Origin of the sequence: Chlorobium phaeovibrioides, from assembly GCF_003968655.1 — a bacterium.
Lineage (GTDB): Bacteria > Bacteroidota > Chlorobiia > Chlorobiales > Chlorobiaceae > Chlorobium > Chlorobium phaeovibrioides.
Genome location: NZ_RXYK01000003.1, coordinates 19,737 through 38,272, shown reverse-complemented (window position 1 = coordinate 38,272; position 18,536 = coordinate 19,737). Strand labels below are relative to the sequence as shown.

Sequence of the window (18,536 nt, the reverse complement as noted above, 5' to 3'; positions counted from 1 at the left end):
GCAAACCATCTCCTACAGGCTGCTGTCGCGAAGTACCTGAACAGGATCGAGCTTTGCTGCCCTTGCTGAAGGAAAGTAGGCCGCAAAAGTGCTGATGAACACCGTCGTGCCGATGACATAGAAGAAATAGAGCGGATTGGTCGACATGCTGAACCCGCTTTTAGTAAGCGGCCCCTGCGAGCTCTCAATGGGAATGCTTGCAAAAATATGGATACTGCCGATAGCCAGAAGACCTCCCAAAAGAGCGCCGATAAGCCCCACAATAAACCCCTCAAGCACAAACATGGCAACAAGCTGGGAAGCAGAAAAGCCGAACGACTTCATAATTGCAATGTCGCGGCTCTTCTCAAACACCGTCGTCACCAGAATATTTGCCACACCAAACCCCGACACCACCCCAACAAAAGCCACCAGCGAAAACACAATGGTGCCAATTCGCCTGAACAGCGACAGCACTCCCGCATTCTCCTCCTGCCAGGTCACGCACCGATAACCTGTCACCTCCTGCAGTTCACGATTAAGATCACCATTTTCAAGCGGATAACGCACTTTGAGCGCAATGCCGCTCACCCTGTCGGCTGCCATTCCCTCCACAATCTGGCCAAGTTTCAAGGAAGCATAAACACTATTGTCAATAGCATTGACCCCCGAAAAGAAAATCCCCGACACCTTACACTGCCGGCTCTTTCCCGAAGCGGGAATAAGGGTAACCTCATCGTTCAGCTGCAGGTTCATCTCGCGAGCCACCGTTCGGCCCACCAGAAGCCCGTTGGCCGTTTTGGCAAACAGCCCAACATCGCCAGAAGTCAACTTCCCGCTGATACCGGTAATCACATTCTCCCGATCAATATCAACCCCCTTAAGAAGAATCGGCTCATTGCGGTTCCCCTTCACGGCCATCACCTGCGAAGCCACAAAAGGCGAAGCGGCAAGAACCTCACCCTTATAGACAGGAGACGCAAGCAGCGAAAGCACCTGGCGATAGTTGCGCACCTCCTCCCGCTCCAGTTTTTCAATATTATCCACTACAAACGAAGCCGTCTCAGGCTGCGAAAGGGCAAGCACATTAACCGGCACAGGGTCGGTCTTCTCCCCCTTCAGCGTACTATGGGGAGCCACATTGACAATGGTTTCAATAAACGAATCAAGCAGACCGCGCGTCAGCGAAATAGTAGTAATGAGCACCATTGTACTGACAGCAACACCGATAACGGTTGTCAGCGTCTGGCGACGGCGGCCGATCAGATGGCGACGGGCAATGGTGAACAATGTTTGCAGCATGGCGGCCTACCGGATGAGGGAGCGGAAAAGTTGTGGTATATTTTATTAAGTTATATTTTTCAAGGCAAGTTATAAAAAACAACAGCGGCAGGCGAGACTCAATCCGGGCGGCATGAGCACCACAATCACCAACAGCACCGCAGAGCGGAAACACAGCCATGTCGACATCTGCCTGAGGGGAGATGTCGCCTTCAGCACCATCACTACCGGACTGGAACGCTACAGGCTGCGCCACAACGCCCTTCCTGAACTCAACTACGACAACTTAAGTACAGAAACCGACTTTCTCGGAAAGAGAATCGGAGCCCCTCTCATGATCTCCTCCATGACCGGAGGATACAGCGAAGCCGCCGAGCTCAACGGGAAACTCGCAGAAGCCGCCGAGCGGTTCCAACTGCCACTCGGAGTTGGCAGCATGCGCCAGGCGCTCGAAGAGAGTTCTCACCGCGATAGCTTCGCCGTCGTACGCCGCCACGCCCCTACAACCCAGATATTCGCCAACATCGGCGCCCCTGAAATTGCAAAAGGTCTCTCAAGCGATGACCTTCAAACCATGATTGAGATGATACGGGCCGACGGCCTCATCATTCATCTCAACGCCGCCCAGGAGCTCTTCCAGCCGGAAGGGGGAACAGACTTCAGGCGAGTGCTCGACGAAGTGGCCGCCATCACAGCAAAACTTTCCGTACCTGTCATCGCAAAAGAGGTTGGGTGCGGCATCTCCGCCCCGGTTGCCCGCCAGCTCCTCAACGCGGGAGTGAGGGTAATTGATGTTGCCGGAGCAGGCGGCATCAGCTGGCAGAAAGTAGAAGAGGCCCGCTACACCCGAAGGTTCGGCACTGACGACCGCTTCAGTACACGGGGGCTTGAAGAGCTCCTGAACTGGGGAACCCCCACAGCAGAATGCCTTGTTGCAGTCAACGCCCTCAGAGAGAACCCAACCCCGCCCTTTTCCCTCATCGCCTCTGGAGGCATCCAGAGCGGCATTGACATTGCAAAATCAATCGCCCTCGGAGCCGATCTGGCCGCCTCGGCCGGAGCCCTCCTCAGATCTCTCCATTCAGGGACTCTCGAAGAAACCCTGACCACATGGATGAACGACCTCCGGGCAGCCATGTTTCTCACCGGATCAGCCACCATAGCGGAACTGCAGAATAACAGACCCATCAGCAAACAATGACCCAGAAAGCCATGACCGTAACACAGGAGCTCGTAGAAAAAAAATACAGGGAATACCACACCAGAATCAACGACGCTCTCGGCCAGTGCTTCAGCGCCACAACCCCTGAAACCCTCTACGCCCCGGCCCGCTACATTCTTGAAGGCAAAGGCAAACGCATCCGTCCTTTCCTCACCCTGCTGGCCTCAGAAGCGGTCTCGGGATCATCAGACAATACCATGAAAGTTGCGCTTGCCGTTGAGGTCCTGCACAACTTCACCCTCATGCACGACGACATCATGGACGAGGCCGACCTCCGCCACAACCGCCCGACCGTCCACCGGAAATGGGACGACAATGTAGCCATCCTCTCCGGCGACATGATGATAGCGTACTCATACGAACTCGCCCTCCAGGCAGAAAGTCACCGCCACTGCGAGCTGATCCACATTCTCAACCACGCAAACATCACCATCTGCGAAGGCCAGGCGCTCGACATGGAGCTTGAAGACAAAACCGACGCCACCATAGCCGATTACCTCGACATGATCTCCAAAAAAACCGGACGGCTCATCTCCGCAGCACTTGAAGCCGGCGGTGTGGCCGCTGACGCCACCAAAGAGCAGTTGATGAGCCTGGTCACCTTCGGTGAAAAAATCGGCAGAGCATTCCAGATTCAGGACGACTACCTCGACATTATGGCCGAAAACGGGAAATCAGGCAAAATGACGGGCGGAGATGTCATCAACGGAAAGAAAACCTACCTCCTGCTCCGCTCACTCGAACTGACCAGTGGCGAAGATCACGACCTCCTGCATTCCATTTACATGAACAAAGGAATTGAGAAAGAACGGGTTCCTGAAATCAAAGCCATCTTCGAGCGCTGCGGTGTACTTGAAGAAACCGCCCGCCTCATCAATACCGATACCGAAGAGGCCCTCTCCGTACTTGAGAACCTCCCCCACCCGGAAGGGCGCGACTACCTCAGGGGCTTTGCCAACATTCTGATGAAAAGGGACTTCTGAAAGAACCCCTGCCACATAACGGGAACACACTCCTGCTCGCCCTCACCCTCATCCCCGGGGTCGGCTCTGCCCGCCTCAAAACCCTTGCCGAAGCCCACCCCGACCTCCCCTCAATTCTCCACCAAGCGCCCTCAAGTCTGGCACGCCTGCCGGGTATAGGAGAAAAGCTTGCCACCATCGTCCACAGATTTCTTCATCAGGCAAACTCACTTCAGGCAGCAATAGAGAAGGCCGAACAGCAGCTCACCCTGCTCCACCGTCTTGGGGGAACAATGGTGACCATTCTTGACCCCCTCTACCCGCCTCTGCTCCGGGAAATCTACGATCCACCATCATGCCTCTTCATCCGCGGCACCCTACCCCCTCCCGAAGCGTTGGGGCTTGCCGTCGTAGGCACCCGCTACGCATCCCAATACGGGAAAAAATGCGCCGACCTTTTCTGTAAAGCTTTCGCCCAAAGAGGAATAGCCGTTTACAGCGGCCTCGCCTATGGCATTGACACAGCAGCTCACAGCGCCACACTGCAGCACGGAGGGCAAACCATCGCAGTCCTTGCCGGAGGCGTTGACTCCGCCTACACCGACCCGCAAGGAAAACTCTGGCCCCAAATCATTGAAAACGGTGCGCTGATTTCAGAAGAGTGGATAGGATCGGAACTCACCCCGGCAAAGTTCCCCAAACGAAACCGCATTATCTCCGGCATCACAAGCGGCACCCTTGTCATTGAATCCGACATCAAAGGAGGCTCTCTCATCACTGCCCGCAGCGCGCTTGAGCAGAACCGCGAGGTCTTCGCCGTCCCCGGCCCCATCTTCTCCCGTGGCTCGCGCGGAACAAACAGCCTCATTGCAGAAGGAGCTGCAAAAGCCGTTACCAGCGTGGAAGAACTCATCAACGAACTCGGTCCCCGCTTCACCCTCACAAGACCGGGCGCCACAGCCGAAACCCGTCGCCCTGCAGCCCCGTTCTCAGCAGAAGAGAGCGCTCTACTCAAAGCCATGGGTGAAGAACCGATCCATATCGACGAACTCGCCCAAAAGAGCGGCATTGACTACGCCGGACTTCTCCTCCTGCTCTTTGACCTTGAAATGAAATCCGCCATAGAACAGCAACCCGGTCAATTCTTTCAGAGAACAGCCCGCTTTTGAATCCTTTCAAGCATCCTCTTTACAGAATCTTTCACATCACAAGCAGGCAGCGCATCAATCCGCGGCCCGGGCGACACAACCATATCGCTCTGGGGGCTGAGCGGCGGAAACCGGCTCATGCTCTCCCGATCATTACGGAAAAGCGCCACCACAGGCACATCATAACAAGCCGCAATATGAACCAGCGATGTGTCAAGAGTTACCAGCAGCTTGAGACGCCGGATAATCTCCCCGGCCTCAAACACATTCCCCGTTACAGGAGTAGCTGCCACATTCGAATGAGCAGCCTCAAGTACATTTTTTTTATTTCGGTCTTTCGGATCTGCAAGCACAACAAACCGCTCCCCTCTGAACGCCTCCAGCAACTCCCCCCACTTCTCCTGCTGCCAGAACCGTTCAGCCATGGATGCACTGATATTGATGCCAATCAGGCCGCCGCACTCCATTCCCCCCAGAAAATTCCTCATCATTTCCGAGACCGGCATCGGCGGCAGATACGGTCGGCACTCAGTACCGGGCACATGGAGCACATCAAGCAACGCACAGTTCCTCTCCACCACCGGACTGAAATACTCCATAGCAATCAAGTGGTCAAACAACCCCTCATGATTGGGATGGGCATGGCCTACCTTGAAACCAGCATGAATGAGTGAAGAGTGAAGCAGAAAATTGAACGACGGCGCATCCTTCGGATTAAACAGCACATCGAACCGACGAAGGAGAACATCACGGGCGTATACAAGGTAATCCCCCTTCGCAAAATGCACCCTGGTAATATTGCTATCCTCAGTAAGAAACCGTACGATATGGCGTTTGAACGCTACTGCATGGATCTCGAGATCAGGAAAGGCCAACTTCAAACGCCTGAAGACAGGCGTCAGAAGAATCACATCACCATAGCGTTCCGACACAAGGAACACAATGGAACGAAGCGGTCCCCGAAAATTCTTTCCGGACTTTCTTTTCCAGACAAATTTCCGTAAAAGGTGCACCGACAACTGCCGGTAATATTTCTTCTTCTCTTCTTTATTCACTGTTTACAGGGGAAATAGGAATGGGAAAAACAAGCAAATCAATATAAAGCCATCATGAGAATTACTTATCCCCTTCGTTCCCTGGATATAGTTTTTAATGGCGGAATTATTACCTTTGAAAAGATATTTGCCAATGGCATGCAACAGCCATTTCACAACATTCAAACATAACAACGACCACGATGAATCACTTCAGCGCCATGATGCACAAATCTCGCCATATTCTTATGGCAACAGTACTCACCATCCTTTTCGCCGTTCCCTCACTGCAGGCTGCTCCTGGTGCCGCAGGCAGAACCGGCGTCGTTGACTTCGCCAGAATCCTCCAGCAGATGCCCGAAGCAAAAAAGGCAGAATCAACCCTTAACGCAACAGCCGAACCATTCAAAAAGGAACTGCAGCGCATGAACCAGGATCTGCAGAAATCCCTGGAAGCATACAGTCAGGCACGGGCCGGCATGAGTCAACAGGCTCGTGAGCTCAAGGAAAAAGATTTGAACCTCAAGGCGCAGGGCATGAAGAAATACGAGCAGGAAAAATTCGGGCGCGGCGGCATCGTTCAGAAAAAAGAGCAGGAGCTGATAACCCCAATCCGACAGAAACTGCTGACCGCCATACAGTCGGTTGCCCAGAAAGAAGGGTTCAGTCTGGTGCTTGACAAACAGGCAATGGTATACGGCGCAGCCGATACGGACATCACATTCAAGGTCATGAACCAGCTCAACATCAAATAACACCGCCCCCAAGCAGAACAGCAAGAGAAAAAAGGCAATGGGCATCCCCCTCCTCCACTTTGAAAAGAATATCAGGCGTAATGCCCTTGCCGCTCTTATACTCTACGCCCTCCTGCTCATCCCCCAAGGCTGCACCCCGCCACAGCCACCAGCTCAAGACTCAGACATGCCCAAAATAACTGCCGATACCCCCGTGCAGGAAAGCTGGGAGATTTCTTTTCTTGTTACAGAAGAAGGGCAGCACAAATCAGAAATCAAAGCCGGGCATGTAGCAGAATACCGCACAAAAGGCAAAACCGAACAGCACCTCGACAAGGATGTGAGCGTCGTATTTTTTGACGAAACAGGAGCCGTCTCCTCAAGCATCTCCGCCGAAAAGGCCATCATGTACGAAAACAAAGATATTGAAGCCATCGGCAATGTGGTCATCACCACCAGCAATGGCACCATCATCAAAACTGAATACGCAAAACGCTCCGGCGTAGACCGTAAAATCCGCTCCAACCGCTTCGTCACCATCGACCGCCCAAACCAGACAGTAAGCGGATATGGATTTGAAAGCGACCAGGAGCTTAAACATTATCGTATATTCCGGGCCACCGGAAAAGGCAATCTCAAACAATAACTACCGCAAGTCCGCAATTCACATGAAACTCCACCTACTGAAATCTAAAATCCACAACGCAATTGTCACCAGTGGCGACCTCGAATACGAAGGAAGCATCACCGTCGACAGTGAACTGCTCAAGAAAGCGGACATGATTCCCAACGAAAAAGTCCTCGTCGTGAACAACAACAATGGGGAGCGCTTTGAAACCTACATCATCAAAGGCGATCACGGTTCACGCGTCATCCAGCTCAACGGAGCAGCTGCCCGCTGTGCCCTTCCCGGTGACGAAATCATCATCATGACTTTCTGTGAAATTGAAGCTGAAGAGGCCCCCGATTTCAAACCAATGGTTCTTATTGTCGACAAAAACAACAACCCCAAACGGCGCCACCGCATAGGGGAAGAAGACGAACAGCTCGGCTGACAATAACCACTCAACACGCTACCACATGCCGCTCGCAATTGTCATCATGGCCGGAGGGAAAGGAACGCGGATGCAGTCCGACCTCCCAAAAGTGCTTCACAAAGCCGCTGGCCGTGCGCTTATTGAACATGTCATTGATAAATCACAAGCCCTCGACCCCGAAAAAATCATACTTATCGTAGGTCATCAGGCGGAACTGGTAAAAGACTCCGTAAAGCACTACCCGGTCGCATGCGCCCTGCAGGAACCCCAGCTTGGCACAGGTCACGCGGTCATGCAGGCAGAAGAGCCACTACAAAACTTCCAGGGCGAAGTACTGATCCTCTCCGGCGACGCCCCTCTCTTCACCCTTGAATCGCTGCAGAACCTCATAAGGTTCCACAGAGAAAGCGATGCCCAGGCAACAGTCCTCACCGCCGAAATGGAAAACCCCACCGGCTACGGCCGCGTTATCCGAAAACCCGGCACAGACAGCGTAGAAAAGATTGTTGAACAAAAAGACGCAACAGAAGAAGAAAAAACCGTCAAAGAAATCAACTCCGGCGTCTATGTCTTCAACGCCGAAACCCTCTTCAGCTCCCTCAAGGAAATCACCACAAACAACGCCCAGAACGAATACTACCTCACCGATGTCTTTGGAGTCTGCTTCCGCAAAGGCAGCCGGGTTGCAGCCTGGAAAACCCCCAACCCAGACGAAATCCACGGCATCAACACCCCCCAGCAACTCGCACACGCAGAACGCCTCCTCAAAAAGTAGGGGACACTCATGACTGAGTGTACTTACGCACAAAGAAACACCCCGGGAATAGGGGCGCATGCTCACGATTCGTAAACAAACGCCAGTTAATACACTCAGTCATGAGTGTCCCCAAGATTACTTGCGGGAGCGGCGGGGCTTTTCTTCTTTTGAGAGCGAGGGGAGAGTTGCGTCAGGGGAAGCGGTGTCGAGGCCTGTGGCCTCTTTCTGAATGCCACCGTCCTGCATGGAGTAGAATTCAACGAGGTTGCCGTCGGGGTCCATCACAAAGAAAGCGCGGCCTTCACGGCGATTCGAGGGACGGGTCACAATGTGGACACCGCAATCATCAAGATAAGCAGCTGCTTCATCAACATCCCTGTCTGAAGGGAGCCTGAAACCGAAGTGGTCAACGCGGATATCGCGAGCCTCGCGGGTTCCGGCTGTTTCAGCTTTTACCAGCACCAGCATATCTGAGTTGATTCGCAGATATGTAATATTAGCCCCCACCCTGTGATCGAGGCCAAGTCCGAGAATATTGATGTAGAATGCCTCTGCGTCAGCAAGGTCGTTGACGCGAAGCGTAATCTGGTTAATTCCCGTCAGCTTCATCATCTGTTCCAGCTTTGGCAGCCTTTGGCTCAGCCGCTTTTTCAAGAATGTAGTCGTACTTGTGGTCGAAAAACTCTGCTACAGCTCGGTGAGAAGCCTTTTCGCGGGTCTCATACTCAAGACTGATGGCAATCTGCTCGGGAAACACCCTGTCAGATTCCGACTCACTGCTTGGATTACGGATCATCTCCTTATAGGGAAGAAGCTTCTCTTCAAGCTCAACCCTCTCTTCCTCGTGGATTCTTTTTGCCTTTTTTGAAATAGCGACCACAGTTTCGTAGAGATTGCTATGGGCACTTCTCAGTTTGTTCAGATCTATGGGTTTAACAGGCATCGCTCTGGTAATTTACTTGTTTGAAAGAAAACTTCTGATGGCGTCAGTGACGGCCTCAACCGTCTCATCAAGTAAGTCATTGACAAAAACAACATCGAACCGGTCAGCATATTCAAGCTCAAGGGCCGCACGCTCCAGGCGCAGCTTCAGGCCTGCCTCGTCTTCGCTCCCCCTTCCCTGTAAGCGCTCTTTGAGAACCTCCATGCTCGGAGGACGAATAAATACAAGCAGCGAGTTCGCAGGGAAAAGCTTTTTCAGGTTCAGCGCCCCCTTCACATCAAGATCAAGCAGAAGATGGCGTCCATCTCTTACAGCCTCACTGGTTTTCTCCAGAAGAGTTCCGTAATGGTTGCCGAAAAAGAACTCGTGTTCAATAAAACCACCATTACTCACCAGCCCGTCAAAAGCCTCGGAGGAAAGAAAATGGTAATTCACCCCATCCACCTCTCCGGGCCGCATACTGCGGGTTGTAGCTGAAACGGAAAACTGCAGTTCGGGCAGCTTCCGCATCACATGCCGGGCTATGGTGGACTTCCCTGTTCCTGAAGGAGCTGAAAAAACCACCAGCTTTCCCTGCTGTTTCTGCTCTTCAGTCATAACGATTCTACTCTATATTCTGTAGCTGCTCCCGTATCTTCTCAAGCTCTTCCTTGATATGGACGACCTTCTGGGAGATTTCAGCACTCTGTGATTTTGATGCAATCGTATTGGCCTCGCGAAGCTGCTCCTGCAGGAGAAAGTTCAGTTTTCTTCCAGTCCCGCTCTCCTCATTATGCATCTCCTCAAGAAAAAACTTGTTATGGCTGGCGAACCGGGTCATCTCCTCGGTAATATCAAGCCGCTCTGCAGCCATCACCAGTTCCATTTCAAGCCGATCTCTGCTGTAGGCAATGTCTTTTCCGGCAACAGCCTCAACTTTGGATGTGAGTTTTTTGCGTACAACTTCAAAATTGTCGCCAGCAAGTGAGCGAATCAGCGCAAGCGTCTTCTCTATCTCGGCAAGGCGCGTCGCAAAATCCTGAAGGAGCTCCTCACCCTCACGCCGGCGCATCTGCTTGAGTTGTTCAACCGCTTCAAGCGCAACGGCTTTCACCTGGTCCCAAAGCTCCGAAGCATGTTCAAGAGCGCTGGAGCCACTGTCGAAAACATCGGAAAAACGGAGGAGATTGTCGAGAGTCAACGGGGCCTCAATGCCGGCAGCATCACGAAGCTGGTTAAGAAGATCACGATAGGCCGCAGTCTTTTCAGCATTGAGTGTTGTTGTAATGGGCTGCTCATCATCAGCCTGCAGCTGGACAAATGCAGATATTTTCCCGCGCTGGAACCGCGAACGGATCAGCTCACGGACCTCAATCTCATAGGGAAGCAGCTGGCGGGGAAGCTTGACGCTGATTTCAGCAAACCGGTTGTTCACCGAGCGTAGCTCCACCAGAATTTTCACCCCCGAGGCCACCGATTCGGCACTGCCATATCCTGTCATACTTTCCAACATAGTCGCACCCTGCTCGTTTCGTTTGTATTGCAACGGCTGCAGACCACAAGGGCCGGCAAGTTTCCGGCATCAACCGGTAAGCCGCCTTACTTGCGAAGGTCGAGATCGGCAATTACCTGACGGTAACGGTCGATGGCAACATTCTGGAGGTATTTCAGGGCTTTTTTACGCTTACTCACAAGCATCAGCAGACCACGGCGGGAGTGCTTGTCTTTCGGGTGCTTCTGAAGGTGCCCGGTAAGATCGGAAATCCTGTTGCTGAACAGAGCGACCTGAACTTCGGCCTTGCCGGTGTTCTTGTCGGTACCCCCGAACTTTGTGATGATCTCCTCTTTAAACTCTTTTGAAAGGCTCATGTTCTCTCAGTGTTGTTAATGGTAAAACGGTTGACCTGCAATATAATATTCTTAGCCTTACAACTCCACCCCTTTTTTATCTTTTTCAATCTGCTCCCGCAAAGCATCCAGAGAGTCGAATTTTTTCTCATCCCGGAGAAACCTCAAGAGACTGAACCGCAGCTCCCTGCCGTACAGACTCCCCGACCATCCAAGAATATGAGCTTCAACCGTTGTCACCCCAAGTGACGAAACAGTCGGTCGAACGCCAACATTCATCATAGCCCTATAGGCATTGCCATCAATAACCGTTGTGGCAGCGTAAACTCCGGCCTTGGGCAGCAGCTTATGCGGATCAGGCGGAAGGATGTTGGCGGTCGGAAAGCCGATTTTCCTACCGTTCCCCTCGCCCTCAACAACGGTTCCGCTGATCATGTAGGGGGCACCAAGAAAACTGTTTGCCTCCTCCATCCGCCCTTCTGCAAGCAGGGAACGGATGCGCGTACTGGAAAAATGCTCGTGTTCTATACGAACCTCGTCCACTTCCACCACATCAAACCCCAACTCATTACCCAGCTGGCGAAGTTCATCCCCGCCTCCGCTCCTGTTTCTGCCGAATCCATGATCATAACCTACCACCACACACTCTGCGCCAATCTCCCCCACAAGGAGGGAACGAATGAAGTTGTCAGAACTCCGGACAGCAAATTCAGGTGTAAACCGCACAACACAGAGCATATCCACCAACTCCGCCTGGAGCAGCTCCACCTTTTCATCAAGCGTCGTAAGCAGCCCCAGCGGCCCGCTCACCCCACCCTTCAGCACCCTGCGCGGATGCGGTTCAAAAGTTACGACCACGCTTCTCAACCCCCGTTGACGCGCAATCGAGACCATACGGGAAATGATTTTACGGTGGCCACGATGCACCCCGTCAAACGAACCGACCGTCACCGCTGATGGCTCTCTGGGGAACCGGGCTTGGCCATCATACTCAACAATGCGCATACTTCCTTTCCGCTTTGTTCATGGTCAATTACTGGTCGGTTACCTGCATCTGCCCGAGAACCCTCGCAACCGCATCCTCCACCCTCATCGCCGACTCTACCTGGTAAGAACCGATGGCAATGCGCCTGAGGCCAGCAAGATAACCCCCAACACCGAGCGCCTCGCCAAGCTCATCGGCCAGTACGCGGATATATGCACCCTTTGAAACATGAATCCGGCAGTATACCAACGGCAGTTCCACACGAAGAACATCAAAACTGTGAACCACAATTTCCTTGCTCTTCCGATCCGTCACCACCGTACCCTTTCGGGCCAGCTCATACAGCCGCTTTCCCTTATGCCATGTTGCAGAATGCATCGGAGCCTGCTGCATTCGCTTTCCCTCCAGCTCCGAGGCGGCACGCTTCACCGCCCCCTCATCCAGATGAGTTACATCCCTCAAACCGTACTCCTCCGACTCACTGTCGTGACTGAGGGTGCGGGCACCAAGGCGAATGACTGCATCGTACACCTTGTCAAGCCCCTCCAGAGTTGAAAGTTCGCGTGTTTTTTTTCCTGTAGCGAGAATAAGCAGACCCGTAGCCTTCGGGTCAAGCGTGCCGGAGTGGCCCACCTTTCGCTTCAGTCCACCCCGTTTGTAGGCGTTGCGAACCTTGGCCACAACATCAAACGAGGTCCAGTCAAGCGGCTTGTCAAGCAGCAGAAACTCCCCATCCTCCGGAAGCCCAGCCCCTTCGTGCATCTCAACCATAACTATCCCCATGCCCGGACGGGCTATTCGTTTTCTCCTGACTCTTTCCTTACGCCACGCAGAAGTTCCTCAATCCGGCTTGCTTTTTCATACAGCAGATCCTCACGGAATTCAAGTTCAGGAATACGGCGGAACTGATGACGGATTTTTGAGGAAAGGATTCTCCGGATGTTCTTTGTTTCATCATTCAGAAACTCCATGGTCTCCGCCCGCTCCTCCTCGTTTCCAATAATGGAAACAAAGGCACGGGCAAGACCCAGATCAGCAGTAATTTTAACCTCCACAACTGTCAGCAACGGACCGCCGCGAGGATACTCTTTTTCAAGAATCGCCCCGAGCTCCTGCTGCAGGAGCGAAGCAACTTTCTCCATTCGTCTCGACATAACTCAAGCTGGCGTTCAGAGTTTGCGTTTCGTTTCAACAATGCGGTAAGCCTCCACCACATCGCCAACCTTTATATCATCATAGTTCTTCAGCCCCACGCCGCACTCATAGCCGGCATCGACCTCCTTCACATCATCCTTGAAGCGTCGCAGGGTAACAAGCATCCCGTCATAAATCTGCACACCATCTCTCAGCAGGCGAACCTTTGCATCGCGCAGAATCTTGCCATCAAGCACATAGCAGCCACCAACATTCCCGATTTTGGGGACCTTGAACACCTGGCGGATTTCCAGCGAACCAAGGCTCTCCTCGTGGAGTTCAGGCGAAAGCATACCCTCAAGCGCTTTTTCAACATCCTCAAGCACATGGTAAATGACGCTGTAGAAACGGACATCAAGATCCTCCTTCTCAGCAAGGCGTTTGGCGTTCACATTCGGCCGTACCCGGAACCCGATAATAATGGCGTCGGACGCAGCCGCAAGCAACACATCGGTTTCAGTAATCTGACCCACGCCCTGGTGGATGATCTGCACCTTGACCTCATCGTTCTGAATCTTCATCAAGCCATCAGCAAGCGCCTGGATTGAACCATCAGTATCGGCCTTGATAATAACGCTCAACTCTTTCATCAGCCCCTCCTTGATCTGGCGGGAAATGCTGTCGAGCTTGACACGGGTACTGCGGCGGAACTCATGCTCACGACGGATAACCTGTCGCTTCTGCGCAAGATCGCGAGCTTCACGATCGGAAGCCATAACCGTAAGCACATCTCCCGACTGCGGAAGGTCCTCAAAACCAAGCACCGACACCGGCCGCGAAGGCCCTGCCGACTGTATTCTCTTTCCTCTCTCGTCCATAATGGCGCGAACCTTGCCCATTGTATTGCCGGCAACAAACGGGTCGCCAACCTTCAGGAAACCGCGCTGCACAAGTACCGTAGAAATAACCCCCTTGCCCTTGTCGAGCTCCGATTCCACAATAACGCCACTGGCCAGTACCTCTTTTGAATAGTTGCCCTTCAGCTCGCGAACCTCGGCCTCAGTCAGCACCTTCTCCATCAGCTCGACAATACCGGTACCCTTCTTTGCCGAAATCTCCTGGCACTGGTTCTCACCACCCCACTCTTCAACAAGCACGCCAGCCTCAGAAAGCTGGGTCTTGATTTTCTCGGGATTGGCCTCAGGCTTGTCAATTTTATTGATTGCAACAACAATCGGCACACCAGCAGCTTTAGCATGGTTGATTGCCTCAATTGTCTGCGGCATTACGCTGTCATCGGCCGCCACCACAAGAATAACAATATCAGTAACCTGTGCGCCACGGGCACGCATGGCCGTAAAGGCTTCATGGCCTGGTGTATCAAGAAAAGTGATCTTCCGGCCATTCGAACCGGTAACCTCATACGCAGCAACATGCTGCGTAATACCGCCCGACTCGCCCCCCGCCACATTGCTGTTGCGCATATAATCAAGCAGAGAGGTCTTTCCATGGTCTACATGACCCATGATTGTCACCACAGGCGGACGGGTATCCATATCCTCCTCATTGTCAACCTCGGCAACAACTTCGGTAGCCTCAACCTCCGACACAAACTCGGCCTCATAACCAAACTCAAGAGCAATCAACTCAATGCTCTCTTTGTCAAGCCGCTGGTTGATGGTCACAAATTTTCCGAGAGTAAAACACTTCTGGATAATATCCTTGGCCGTAACGCTCATCAGCTCAGCAAGCTCATGCGGTGAAGCGTACTCGGTCACACGAACAACCTGCTGCTGCATCTCGCGGAACGCATCGGCCTCCTCCTGCTCATGCTCCCGTTCCATCTTCCGCTGCTTGCGGAACTTCGAACGCGATCCCGAGCCAGCACCAACATCCATCCCGCTTATGGTGCTGCGGATATTTGCAGAAATCACCTTCTCGTCAACCTCAAGCTTCTTTTTCTTCTTCCCTTTTTTCTTTCCCATGCCAAGGTCGCTGCCAAGAGCAGACGAGCCGGGCTTCTTTTTCGGTTTCCCGTCATCATCAAGCTCAACCGAGCCCGTCGTATCGAACTCATCTTTCAAGGCATCGGCCGACTCCTTGAAATTCTTCTTCTTCCCACGACGCTTCCTGTCCGACTCGCTTTCCATATCCAGCGTTCCGAGCACCGTCAACCCGCCGATATTCTTCGGGGCATCGTAGGAAACAATCTGGTCATTCGCCTGTGCTTCAACAGGAGCAGCCTCTTCAGCCTCAAGAGAAGGGGGCGCCACTTCAGGCTGAGCCTCTACGGCTGCCTCTGCCATAAGAGGAGCCTCGGGAGGCGCAGGAGGAACAGCTTCAACTGGAGCAACTGGAGCAACTGGAGCATCCGGCACAACCGGAGCGGCAACAGGCGCCTCAATCGGAGCGGGCACCGGCACTTCAACCCTCCCGGGAACGGGCGATGGCTGAAGAGTGTCACGGAGCTGATCTTCCTTTTCCACAGTCTTGCGCGACTGCTCTTCAAGACGATTCAGCCGCTGCTTTTTCTCCGCCCTGATCTTGCGGGTCTCGTCCACCATCTTCTTTTCATCGCTGAACTGACCTAAAATCAGACCATGCATTTCCGTATCCACCATGGAGGATGTAGAGGCAACTCTGGCCCCCTCCTGCTTCACAAACCGCAAAACCTCCTGCGGGCTGACCTGCAGCTCTCTTGCTATATCACTGATCCGGTACTTCTTGTCCATGTCCTCAAGGGCCATTACATCCTCCTCTGGATTAAAAAACTCTTTACTCGTTCTCCTCCTTCACCGCAGGAACCTTTCGGCAGCTCATGCCTCCGTTTCAGGCCCGTCCGGATCGGGAGCCGCTGGCGCCTCTTCAGCGTCCTCTACGGCATCAACCTCAGGAACCACACTCTCCGGAGTCTCCGGTGCCACCAATGCCTCGTCTTCTTCAGCATCAAGCTCAACTTCGGGAGCCACATACTCTTCATACAGGTCCTCAAGATCCTCATCGGAGAACTGCTCGCGCACCGTCTTATACATGCTGTCGGCAATCTTGTGCCAATAGCGCCTTTCCTCATCGGTAATCTTGCGCTCTCTGGGGCGAACCGGCGGGCGGATGCCCTTACCGAAGACCGTCACTTCCTCCTGGTGCTGCGGCCCAAGAAGAGCCAGCTCAATCTCATCCACACCAGCCTTCAGAACCCGCTTGGCAGTATCAAGCCCGGCATCAAGCAGCTGGTAGATCATATCATCGCCAAACTCCTCGCGGAACTCAATGATATCGATATCCGTCGGATCCTCCATCGACTTGTCAATCACATCACGGTAGACCTCAATCTCATATCCGGTCAGCTTCTCGGCGAGATGGATGTTGTTGCCGTTCTTGCCAATTGCATACTTGATCTGATCAGGCTTCAGCATCACACGCGCCTTGCGGGTTTTCATATCGGCATGCACCGTCAGCGGATCAATTTTAGCGGGCTGCAGCGCACGGGAAATGTAGACCTGCGGCTCATCGTTATAATAGATGACATCAATGTTTTCATTATTCAGCTCCTTCACAATGCTCTGGATCCGCTTGCCGCGGTACCCAACGGTTGCGCCAACAGGGTCTATGCGTGCGCTGGTTGACTCAACGGCAACCTTCGCCCTCTCGCCCGGCACCCGCGCAATCCCCTTGATGACAATGAGTCCATCAAGAATTTCAGGCACCTCCTGTTCAAACAACTTGTAGAGGAAGCGATCATCCACGCGCGACACAATGACCTTCATGCCGCCATCCGCTTTTTCCTTCTCCTCTATTGTTCCATCCTCAAGACGGATCTTTACGCGCTCCCGCTCAATATTCTTCACATACAGCTTCATGCGCGGCGTACGGCGCGGGTTATCTTTTTTCATCATCTCCGACTTAGGCAGCACCAACTCAACACGGTGGTCCTTTGTCGTGTTATAGGTAAAAATCACCTCATTCGAGCGAACCTGATAGACCTCTGCCGCAACAACCTCGCCCACCTTCTCCAGGCACTCTTCATACACAACCATGCGCTCAAGGTCACGAACCTTCTTCTGCACCGACTGCTTGATGATCTGTATCGACTTTCTGGTCAGATATTCGTCAAGCTTGATGGGACCCTCTTCATAAAAATCGCCCACTTCAAGCGACTCATCAATCTTGCGAATCTCCTCAAGACTTATTTCAATAGGAGCAATGTCAACTTCTTCAACAATCTTCTTCAGAATGTAGACCTCGAAATCTCCCCTCTCCGGGTTGATGAAGATATTGGCCTCAACCTCCGGATCATAATCCTTGCGGAGCTGCTTCTGGATGATATCCTTCAGAAGATCGGCAATGTCCATTTTCACCGCAGCGCTCTCAACACGCTTGTCGAGGAAAATCTTAGACTGCTCAATTTCACCGAACGCGCTCGCTATCTGCGCCTTCCGATCTACCCCATCCTCTTTTACCTTCTTTCTGGCCATCTCATTCTATGATTGTGCATTGAAAAAAAAAGACAAACCTATATTTCCGCCTCCGGAACCGCACGCAAAACCGCCCCGAGTTCCAGCGTTATATTTTCCAACTCTTCCCCCTTCCCCTTCTTCTTCTCCACGCGGGGTTTCAACATAATGGAACCAGCACCCTCAGCCAGCGACACCTCCAGCAGGTGACCGGTGAGCTCATACTCAACTCCTTCAAGGTCGCTATAGGAGACCCGAAGCAGCCGGCCGACATGCCGACCATACTGCCGATCGAGAATAATCGGCTCGCCAAGCCCCGGAGAGCCCACAACAAGGTCAAAATTATCACCCAGGATTCCAATCATCTCCTCATCCTCTTCAAGCCGCTCACGCAGCCTCCGGGAGAGAAACGCACACTGGTCAATCCGAACACCGGAATCCGCATCCACAACCACATCAATCTTCCTGTGCACAACCGAACCCTTCACTGTCATACCAATAAAATACACGCCCTCCGCCTTCGTACCCGCAGTGGCCGACAAAACCTCATGCACACATTTCAACAACGCTTCCTGCATAGCTCTATAGCCCTTTCAACCCGTTTTAAGGAAACAAAAAAAGCGGGGGGGACCCCACTTTCAGAGAAAATACATATTCCTCTCCCCCATTCACCCTCTACTACAGCGACCCCTTCACATACTGTGTGCCAATGTAACAAAAAAACACAAACCAGTCAAACACTCTTCGGGCGCTCCTCATCCTTATCAGCAAGCCGGCTGTCAAGCACCTCGAAATCCGCCTCCTCAACCCCATCCGGCGGCTTCCTGCCCCCAAGAGGCCCGCGCCCTTCCGAGGTCCCCTGCAGAAAAGAGACAAACGCCCCGCGAAGCACCCGCATAAGCAGGCGGCCCAAGAGCCAGAGCACAACCAGAAACAGAAAAAATTTAACCATACACTTACTATACAAAAACTTCAAGAAAAAGTCAGGAAACTTGGGAGCACTTGCAACAGAGTGCTTCTGTTTAACCGAAACAGCCCGGAA

General features: G+C 52.9%; 21 protein-coding genes. 7 read left to right on the top strand and 14 right to left on the bottom strand.

Features of this window, described 5'->3' with window-relative positions; translation table 11 throughout:
- Positions 1 to 12: 12 nt before the first annotated feature.
- Positions 13 to 1,281 (bottom strand): ABC transporter permease, encoded by a 1,269-nt coding sequence (locus tag EKD02_RS02875; RefSeq protein ID WP_011890777.1) that lies wholly within the window; start codon positions 1,279 to 1,281, stop codon positions 13 to 15.
- A 112-nt stretch (positions 1,282 to 1,393) separates the two neighbouring features.
- Between EKD02_RS02875 and fni the strand changes: the two genes are divergently transcribed.
- The 3 genes from fni to dprA are packed head-to-tail and all read left to right on the top strand — an operon-like array spanning position 1,394 to position 4,613.
- Positions 1,394 to 2,461, top strand: a complete 1,068-nt coding sequence (fni, locus tag EKD02_RS02870; protein WP_011890778.1) for a type 2 isopentenyl-diphosphate Delta-isomerase — start codon at positions 1,394 to 1,396, stop codon at positions 2,459 to 2,461.
- Complete coding sequence (locus EKD02_RS02865; protein ID WP_011890779.1) at positions 2,458 to 3,465, top strand: polyprenyl synthetase family protein; 1,008 nt, start codon at positions 2,458 to 2,460, stop codon at positions 3,463 to 3,465. The genes fni and EKD02_RS02865 overlap by 4 nt, the downstream gene beginning before the upstream one ends.
- On the top strand, positions 3,462 to 4,613 hold the full coding sequence (gene dprA / locus EKD02_RS02860) for a DNA-processing protein DprA (RefSeq protein WP_049752441.1): 1,152 nt from the start codon (positions 3,462 to 3,464) through the stop codon (positions 4,611 to 4,613). Before EKD02_RS02865 ends, dprA begins: the two co-directional genes overlap by 4 nt.
- On the opposite strand, the gene EKD02_RS02855 is transcribed toward dprA, so the two are convergent.
- Positions 4,592 to 5,647, bottom strand: a complete 1,056-nt coding sequence (locus EKD02_RS02855) for a glycosyltransferase family 9 protein (RefSeq protein ID WP_011890781.1) — start codon at positions 5,645 to 5,647, stop codon at positions 4,592 to 4,594. The genes dprA and EKD02_RS02855 overlap by 22 nt on opposite strands.
- A gap of 182 nt (positions 5,648 to 5,829) precedes the next feature.
- Between EKD02_RS02855 and EKD02_RS02850 the strand changes: the two genes are divergently transcribed.
- From EKD02_RS02850 to EKD02_RS02835, 4 genes are read left to right on the top strand one after another with little or no spacing between them, the layout of a single operon-like run.
- Positions 5,830 to 6,381 carry an OmpH/Skp family outer membrane protein gene (locus EKD02_RS02850; protein ID WP_011890782.1) on the top strand — a complete coding sequence of 184 codons (552 nt, stop codon included), beginning with the start codon at positions 5,830 to 5,832 and terminating at the stop codon, positions 6,379 to 6,381.
- Between the two features lie 37 nt (positions 6,382 to 6,418).
- On the top strand, positions 6,419 to 7,006 hold the full coding sequence (lptC, locus tag EKD02_RS02845) for an LPS export ABC transporter periplasmic protein LptC (protein ID WP_011890783.1): 588 nt from the start codon (positions 6,419 to 6,421) through the stop codon (positions 7,004 to 7,006).
- Between the two features lie 22 nt (positions 7,007 to 7,028).
- Complete coding sequence (gene panD / locus EKD02_RS02840) at positions 7,029 to 7,415, top strand: aspartate 1-decarboxylase (protein ID WP_011890784.1); 387 nt, start codon at positions 7,029 to 7,031, stop codon at positions 7,413 to 7,415.
- 25 nt (positions 7,416 to 7,440) lie between these two features.
- On the top strand, positions 7,441 to 8,172 hold the full coding sequence (locus tag EKD02_RS02835) for a sugar phosphate nucleotidyltransferase (RefSeq protein ID WP_011890785.1): 732 nt from the start codon (positions 7,441 to 7,443) through the stop codon (positions 8,170 to 8,172).
- Between the two features lie 117 nt (positions 8,173 to 8,289).
- Here EKD02_RS02835 and EKD02_RS02830 read toward each other — a convergent pair whose 3' ends face one another.
- The 12 genes from EKD02_RS02830 to EKD02_RS02775 all read right to left on the bottom strand — a co-directional run bounded on the left by EKD02_RS02830 (position 8,290) and on the right by EKD02_RS02775 (position 18,446).
- Positions 8,290 to 8,766, bottom strand: a complete 477-nt coding sequence (locus tag EKD02_RS02830; protein WP_011890786.1) for a VOC family protein — start codon at positions 8,764 to 8,766, stop codon at positions 8,290 to 8,292.
- Positions 8,744 to 9,097 (bottom strand): hypothetical protein, encoded by a 354-nt coding sequence (locus EKD02_RS02825; protein ID WP_011890787.1) that lies wholly within the window; start codon positions 9,095 to 9,097, stop codon positions 8,744 to 8,746. Before EKD02_RS02825 ends, EKD02_RS02830 begins: the two co-directional genes overlap by 23 nt.
- Before the next feature lie 12 nt (positions 9,098 to 9,109).
- Positions 9,110 to 9,694, bottom strand: coding sequence for a guanylate kinase (gene gmk / locus EKD02_RS02820; RefSeq protein WP_126383721.1), 585 nt, complete (start codon positions 9,692 to 9,694; stop codon positions 9,110 to 9,112).
- Positions 9,695 to 9,701: 7 nt separating this feature from the next.
- Complete coding sequence (locus EKD02_RS02815; protein WP_126383719.1) at positions 9,702 to 10,589, bottom strand: YicC/YloC family endoribonuclease; 888 nt, start codon at positions 10,587 to 10,589, stop codon at positions 9,702 to 9,704.
- An 86-nt stretch (positions 10,590 to 10,675) separates the two neighbouring features.
- Entirely contained in the window at positions 10,676 to 10,945 is a 270-nt protein-coding gene (gene rpsO, locus EKD02_RS02810) for a 30S ribosomal protein S15 (RefSeq protein ID WP_011890790.1), read from the bottom strand.
- A 57-nt stretch (positions 10,946 to 11,002) separates the two neighbouring features.
- The gene (locus EKD02_RS02805) at positions 11,003 to 11,929 is read right to left on the bottom strand and encodes a bifunctional riboflavin kinase/FAD synthetase (protein WP_126383717.1); all 927 of its coding nucleotides are present in this window, start codon (positions 11,927 to 11,929) and stop codon (positions 11,003 to 11,005) included.
- A gap of 28 nt (positions 11,930 to 11,957) precedes the next feature.
- Positions 11,958 to 12,680, bottom strand: a complete 723-nt coding sequence (truB, locus tag EKD02_RS02800; RefSeq protein WP_126342076.1) for a tRNA pseudouridine(55) synthase TruB — start codon at positions 12,678 to 12,680, stop codon at positions 11,958 to 11,960.
- Positions 12,681 to 12,703: 23 nt separating this feature from the next.
- Positions 12,704 to 13,063 (bottom strand): 30S ribosome-binding factor RbfA, encoded by a 360-nt coding sequence (gene rbfA, locus EKD02_RS02795; protein WP_126341910.1) that lies wholly within the window; start codon positions 13,061 to 13,063, stop codon positions 12,704 to 12,706.
- 15 nt (positions 13,064 to 13,078) lie between these two features.
- Complete coding sequence (gene infB, locus EKD02_RS02790) at positions 13,079 to 15,790, bottom strand: translation initiation factor IF-2 (protein WP_126383715.1); 2,712 nt, start codon at positions 15,788 to 15,790, stop codon at positions 13,079 to 13,081.
- 69 nt (positions 15,791 to 15,859) lie between these two features.
- Positions 15,860 to 17,515 (bottom strand): transcription termination factor NusA, encoded by a 1,656-nt coding sequence (gene nusA, locus EKD02_RS02785; protein WP_126383713.1) that lies wholly within the window; start codon positions 17,513 to 17,515, stop codon positions 15,860 to 15,862.
- Positions 17,516 to 17,553: 38 nt separating this feature from the next.
- Positions 17,554 to 18,072 (bottom strand): ribosome maturation factor RimP, encoded by a 519-nt coding sequence (rimP, locus tag EKD02_RS02780; RefSeq protein WP_126383711.1) that lies wholly within the window; start codon positions 18,070 to 18,072, stop codon positions 17,554 to 17,556.
- Positions 18,073 to 18,227: 155 nt separating this feature from the next.
- Positions 18,228 to 18,446, bottom strand: coding sequence for a hypothetical protein (locus EKD02_RS02775; protein ID WP_041469900.1), 219 nt, complete (start codon positions 18,444 to 18,446; stop codon positions 18,228 to 18,230).
- Positions 18,447 to 18,536: the final 90 nt, after the last annotated feature.